The organism is Burkholderia sp. Ac-20392 (assembly GCF_017104585.1).
Lineage (GTDB): Bacteria > Pseudomonadota > Gammaproteobacteria > Burkholderiales > Burkholderiaceae > Burkholderia > Burkholderia lata.
Genome location: NZ_JAAGPB010000063.1, coordinates 21,598 through 27,859, shown reverse-complemented (window position 1 = coordinate 27,859; position 6,262 = coordinate 21,598). Strand labels below are relative to the sequence as shown.

Annotated in this window: 4 protein-coding genes and 1 pseudogene; 3 read left to right on the top strand and 2 right to left on the bottom strand. The window is 66.3% G+C overall.

What is annotated here, in order from left to right; genetic code table 11:
• A pseudogene (locus G3N99_RS11215) lies at positions 1–442 on the top strand (glycoside hydrolase family 2 protein); the annotation flags it as partial.
• A 46-nt stretch (positions 443–488) separates the two neighbouring features.
• On the opposite strand, the gene G3N99_RS11210 reads toward G3N99_RS11215, so the two are convergent.
• On the bottom strand, positions 489–1,880 hold the full coding sequence (locus tag G3N99_RS11210) for a sigma-54 dependent transcriptional regulator (RefSeq protein ID WP_174942375.1): 1,392 nt from the start codon (positions 1,878–1,880) through the stop codon (positions 489–491).
• 690 nt (positions 1,881–2,570) lie between these two features.
• Positions 2,571–3,794: a glycosyltransferase family 4 protein gene (locus G3N99_RS11205; protein WP_206122430.1), complete on the bottom strand. Its 1,224-nt coding sequence runs from the start codon at positions 3,792–3,794 to the stop codon at positions 2,571–2,573.
• Positions 3,795–3,998: 204 nt separating this feature from the next.
• On the opposite strand from G3N99_RS11205, the gene G3N99_RS11200 reads away from it, so the two are divergent.
• Positions 3,999–4,661 (top strand): drug:proton antiporter, encoded by a 663-nt coding sequence (locus G3N99_RS11200; protein WP_174935619.1) that lies wholly within the window; start codon positions 3,999–4,001, stop codon positions 4,659–4,661.
• Complete coding sequence (locus G3N99_RS11195; RefSeq protein WP_206122429.1) at positions 4,658–6,238, top strand: mannose-1-phosphate guanylyltransferase/mannose-6-phosphate isomerase; 1,581 nt, start codon at positions 4,658–4,660, stop codon at positions 6,236–6,238. Before G3N99_RS11200 ends, G3N99_RS11195 begins: the two co-directional genes overlap by 4 nt.
• Positions 6,239–6,262: the final 24 nt, after the last annotated feature.

Below are 6,262 nucleotides of genomic sequence, written 5' to 3'. Positions count from 1 at the left end.
CGGCTCGGCCGAGTTGCTCGGCCGGTTCTTCGACTGGACCTATGCGTACCGCTTCGGGCCCTGCGAACACGACACCGTCGTCGCAACACTGCGCGCCGACGACGGCACGCTGCTGTCACAGGCGTTCCATTTCCCGTCCCGCACGCATCCGGCCGTGCTGGCACGCCGTGAACTCGGGCTGGAAGCGTGCGTGTCGCGCACCGGTGACACGTGGCACGTCGACATCGACACACGGCACGTCGCGCGCCATGTGCAAATCGATGCGCCGGGCTTCGTGCCGCGCGACGACTGGTTCCATCTCGCGCCCGGCACGCCGGCGCGCGTCGCGCTCGTTCCGCTTGAAATGATCGGCAAGAATGAGGCCGCAGCCAATGAGCCGCCGGCCGTGGAAATCCGCGCTGTGAACGCCGCGCGCACGGTGCGCGCCACGCAGGCCGGTTGACGCGACGCTCGCGGTGGCTGAAAGCCGCGAGCGCCCCTGTCGAATCTCAGTCGGACGAGCCCGTGCCGCGCGGTCGCTCGATCCCGTATGCCTCCATCCAGCGATACAGCGTCGCGCGCGACACGCCGAGCTCGCGCGCTGAAGCCGCGACGCGTCCGCGCGTGCGCAGCAGTGCGGTTTCGATCGCCTCGCGCTCGATCGACTTGCGAATGTCGGCCACCGACGGTGACGCGGCATCGAGACAGTATTCGAGCTCGAGATCCTGCGCGGTGATCAGGCGCCCTTCCGTCATCACGACCGCGCGGCGCACGCGGTTGATCAGTTCGCGAACATTGCCCGGCCAGTCGTGCTTGTAAAGTGCGGTAATCGCATCCGTCGAGAAGCCGCGCACGCGATGGCGCGCATCGCCGCGGAAGCGTTCGAGCATGTGATGCGCAAGCAGCTCGATGTCCTTGCCGCGCGCGCGCAGCGGCGGCTGGTCGATGCGCATCACGCACAGACGGTGGAACAGGTCCGGCCGAAAGCGCCCCTCCTCCATCGCTTCGCGCAGGTCGACGTGCGTGGCCGACACGATCCGGACATCGACCGGCACCGGATCGCTGCCGCCCAAGCGATGAATTGCGCGCTCCTGCAGAAAACGCAGCAGGCTCGCCTGGCTCTCGTGCGGCAGGTCGCCGATCTCGTCGAGCAGCAGCGTGCCGCCGCTCGCCGCTTCGACATAGCCGATCTTGCGTGCATTCGCGCCGGTAAACGCACCGCGCTCATAGCCGAACAGTTCGGATTGCAGCAAATGCGGCGGAATGGCGCCGCAGTTGACCGCGACGAACGGGCCGTTGCGGCGCTCCGAATGGCGATGGATCGCGACCGCCGTCAACTCCTTGCCGGTCCCCGTTTCGCCGAACACGAACACCGGTGCGTCGGTGCGTGCGAAGCGCCGCACCGTATCGAACAGCCGCAGCATCGCGCTGCAGGTACCGACGATGCCTTTCTCTTCCGATTCGAGCCGTTCGCGGTCGCGCGCGAACAGGCATTCCATGCCGTACGCGTGGCCGACCGTATCGGCGATCCGCTGATGCGACGCGGGCAACGTGACGTAATCGAAGCAATAATCGCGCAATAGCGCGCGCACGTTCGGCGAAGCGGTCTGGCCGACGTCGATGAGTGCGACCCAGACGACGTCGCGCATCGACGCACAGGTCGACGCGATGCTGCCGATCGCGTCGGCATGGCCGCCGCTCAGGTCGAGGATGCCGCAGGTGATTTCGCCGGACGTATCGCGCAACTCGCTCGCCTGCGCGACGATCGATACCTTCCAGTCGCGTCGCGCCAGTTCCTTTCGGAGCATGACGGACGGCGACTGCGTCCAGTAAATCAGCGGACGCTGCCCGTTACCACTCCCCGCGTCGGCGATCTTATCGCGCGTTATTGGCATATTCATAACGAACCATCACTTTCTCCACTCCGCGAACCGTTCGCGTGCGCTGCGGCCGGCGGCGCGTGGCCACCTTTCCGCGCCGCGTTTCCGCGGCTTTGGCGAAGATCGAAACTGCACACGGCGAGAGCCCCCGGAGGTCGAGCCGGCTGTCATCCGGCCTCGTTGTCATCGAACTCGAAGGGAACGCGCGGCTGCGGGAGCCACGACGTTCCCGCTTTGACGCGACCCGCCGGCAGGCGGGGCACGTCGGCAAACGGAGCATCCGTCCGCATGTGCGTCGCGTCGTACACGACAGTCGCGCCCGATGCTGAACCGGATCGCGGCCAACCCCAAAGCGGAATGACCGTCGCACTTCATCCGTTCGTGAATTTACACCCCGTTTCGAGATGGTCTTGTTACCAAAAGATAATCCTGAATCATCCGGTTACGCAGCCGGTCGCCCCGCGCGACACACCTTTGGCTACTGAGATTTGATTCTCTCTCAGCATTCACGTCAATCAGTGGCAAATACTACATTTCCGCCAGAAAGGCACCCTCGATTGCGCGTGATTTTCACCGAAATCCTTTAAAAAGACCGGCACCGCACGCCACACGCCGCATAATCGCGCGCGCAGCCGGCCGGCTGCGCCGCCCGGGCACGGCGCACCGGCCGCCCAGCCGTTACACTCCGTAATCAACCCGCGCGATCGCCGCTCAGGTTCGCAGCGTCGTCTCGCCCTCCCGGACCGGCCGATCGCGCGTGCCGTCCTCGGTCGACGCCTCGTCGCGCGGCGTGAAGCCGGCGGGACCGGCCATCTCCTCCTGCAACGCAACATAGCCATTCATCACGAAGCGCGTGAACTCGTCCCGAAAGCGCGCCGAGCCGAAGAACTCGGCATTCGCGCGACACGCATGCGGATCGATCGCCCCGCGCGGCAGCGCTTCGAATCTGGCAAGCGCATCGACCAGTGCGTCGACCGTCTGCGCGCGGTAGAACAGGCCCGTTGCGCCGGCGACCGGCCACGGGCGCACCGACTCGCGCACGCCGCCCTTCCCGTACGCAATCACGGGCGTGCCGCATGCCTGCGCCTCGACCGGCGAAATGCCGAAGTCCTCTTCCGCGGCGAACACGAATGCACGCGCACGCTGCAGGTGGTCGTGCAGCACATCGAACGGCTGGTAACCGAGCAGCGTGACGTTCGGCCCGGCCAGCGCGCGGATCTTCGCCATCTCCGGCCCGTCGCCGATCACGACGAGGCGGCGTTCCGGCGTACGCGAGAACGCGTCGACGATCAGGTCGATCCGCTTGTAAGGCACGAGCCGCGACGCGGTGAGGTAGAACGCCTCCTTGTCCGGCCGTAGCGACAGGTGGTCGACGTCGACCGGCGGATAGATCACCGTCGCCTCGCGCCGGTAGGTCTTGCGGATGCGGCGCGCGATGAAGTTCGAATTGGCGGCCACGCGATCGACGCCGTTCGCCGAACGCGCATCCCAGTTGCGGATGTAATGCAGCAGCGCGCGCGCGATTGCCGATTTCAGCCCGCGTGCGAGCCCGGCCTCGTTCAGGTACTGGTGCTGCAGGTCCCACGCATAGCGCACCGGCGAATGCACGTAGCTGGCGTGGAACTGGTCCGGGCCGGTGAGCACACCCTTCGCAACCGCATACGAACTCGACAGCACGACATCGTACGCCGACAGGTCGAACTGTTCGATGGCCAGAGGAAACAACGGCAGGTAGCTGCGGTAGCGCTTACGCGCGAACGGCAGCTTCTGGATGAAGGACGTGCGCACCGCGCGGCCGCGCAGGCAGTCCCGATCCTCGAGGAAATCGACGAGGCTGTAGACATCGGCCTGCGGAAAGCAGTCGATCATGTGCGCCAGCACGCGTTCGGCGCCGCCAGGCACGACCAGCCAGTCGTGAACGATCGCAATCTTCAAGTACCGCTCCCGATTCTCCATTGACGTTCGATAAAGGCGAGCCGCGCGACGCGGCCGCCATACCGTGGCAATTATCGGAAAGCACCGGCACCGCCGATGTGTGCTAGCGGACATTACGACGCTGTTGGCGGACGACGCCATGCTCGTGCGAACCCCGAGCGTGGGTAAGCTTTCGAACAGACCGGCGCGCGCGGTATCCGCATCATGATCATCGCCGCTTCGCACTGGACGAACGTATTCGTGCGGCACGGCGTGCTGAAGGTTTCACACGAGGACCGCATCATGGAATGGCATTGTTGTGAATTCGAACATCTGAGCGCCGTCGATCTCTATGCAATCCTGCGCGCACGCAACGCCGTGCTGGTCGTGGAGGATGCGCATACCCATCTCGACATCGACGGCAAGGACGCGGGCGCATTGCACGTCTATGCGACCGTACGCAACGGCGACGTGGCGGAAGTCGCGGCTTACGCACGGCTCCTGCCCGGCGACGACATCGATCCGGACGTCGTGATCGACAAGGTACTGACGAGCGAAGCGTGCCGTGACGGCGATACGCTCGAACACCTGCTCGAACGCGCGCTGACCGCCGCGCTGGCCGCATGGCCGGACGCCGCGCTGCGCATGCACGTTCCCGCGCCGCGCCAGGCGTTCTACAAACGCTTCGGATTCCGCAAGGCATACGGGCCGTATCTCGAACAGGGTGCGCCGTTCGTCGGCATGATCCGGCCTGCCGACCGCACCGCCGGCGCGCTGCGCCAGCTGCTGTCCCGGACCATTTCGGCGGCCCGGCCCGGAAACGAAGACGCGCGTGCCGACGGCCGCGTACGCAACCTGCTGCCCGCCGATACCGGAGCCAACCGATGACACGCACCCTACGCCCGGTTCCCGCCCCCGACCTTCCACGCATCCTGCCAGTCATCCTCGCCGGCGGGTCCGGCACGCGCCTCTGGCCGCTGTCGCGCGAACAGTATCCGAAGCAGCTGATCGAGCTGACCTCGAACGAATCGCCGTTGTCCGCGACGGCGCGCCGCCTGAACGGCATCGCGAACGCGGTGCTGGGCGACACGCTGTTGCTGGTGTGCGGCGAACAGCATCGCATCATGAGCGCCGCGCAAGTGGTCGACCGTGCGGCGCCCGCCCGCATCCTGCTCGAACCCGCGGCGCGCAACACGGCACCGGCGCTCACGCTTGCCGCGCTCGACGCCAGCGAGCTCGAGGACGATCCCGTGCTCGCGGTGATGCCGGCCGATCACGTGATCGCCGATGTCGGCGCGTTCCAGGACGCGATTGCGCGCGCGGCACGTTATGCGCAGGAAGGCGCGATCGTCACGCTCGGCGTGCTGCCGCGCCGCGCGGAAACAGGCTACGGCTATATCCGGGTCGGCGAGCCGCGGACGAGCCGCCACGGCGGACAAGGCGGTTATTCGATCGGACGCTTCGTCGAGAAACCCGACGCGGCGCTCGCCGAGCGCTATCTGCAGTCGGGCGACTACTGGTGGAACAGCGGCATTTTCGTCACACGCGCATCGGTCTGGCTCAAGGCGATTCACGCACTGGCGCCCGAGATCCATGCGGCCTGCGAGTCGGCGTGGCGCGCGGGCGTCGCCGACGATCCGTTCTTCCGGATCGACGCCGCGGCCTTCGACGCCTGCCCGTCCGACTCGATCGACTATGCGGTCATGGAGCGCCTGGCCGACAGCAGCGAACTCGGCATCGAAGGCATCGTGGTGCCGCTCTCGGCCGGCTGGTCGGACGTCGGCACGTGGGATGCGATCTGGGAAATCATGCCGAAGGACGACCACGGCAACGTCGCCCGCGGCCCGATCGTGTTCGAGGATACGCAGGACAGCCTCGTGCGTTCGGAAGGCCGTCTCATCGCGTGCGTCGGCATGAAGGATGTCGTCGTGATCGAAACGCCCGACGCGGTGCTCGTCGCGAACAAGCACGACGTGCAGCGCGTGAAGAACATCGTCGCGCGCCTGAAGAGCGACCGGCGCCCGCAGGCGAGCGAACACCGCAAGGTGCAGCGCCCGTGGGGACATTACGATTCGATCGATCTCGGCGAGCGGTTCCAGGTGAAGCGGATCGTCGTCGAACCGGGCAAGCGGCTGTCGCTGCAGATGCACTATCACCGCGCCGAGCACTGGATCGTCGTGCACGGCACGGCAAAGGTGACGCGCGGCAACGAGACCTTTCTGCTCAGCGAGAACGAGTCGACCTATATCGCCGTCGGCGAAGTCCATCGCCTCGAGAATCCCGGCCGCATTCCGCTCGAAATCATCGAAGTGCAATCGGGCAACTATCTCGGCGAAGACGATATCGTGCGCTTCGACGACCAGTACGGGCGTCCGGTCGTCGACACGCTGCCGGAAACGCACGCGGCGCCGCTCGCTGCACCGGAACCGCAGGTGCAAGTGACAGAGGGAGACGTCGTGCGGTAATCGCGTGCCGCGCACGCCGGCGCG

Excerpts from the sequence above, each read along its gene's own strand:
- G3N99_RS11210 (WP_174942375.1), bottom strand. The coding sequence starts at position 1,880 with ATGAATATGCCAATAACGCGCGATAAGATCGCCGACGCGGGGAGTGGT.
- G3N99_RS11200 (WP_174935619.1), top strand. The coding sequence starts at position 3,999 with ATGATCATCGCCGCTTCGCACTGGACGAACGTATTCGTGCGGCACGGC.
- G3N99_RS11195 (WP_206122429.1), top strand. The coding sequence starts at position 4,658 with ATGACACGCACCCTACGCCCGGTTCCCGCCCCCGACCTTCCACGCATC.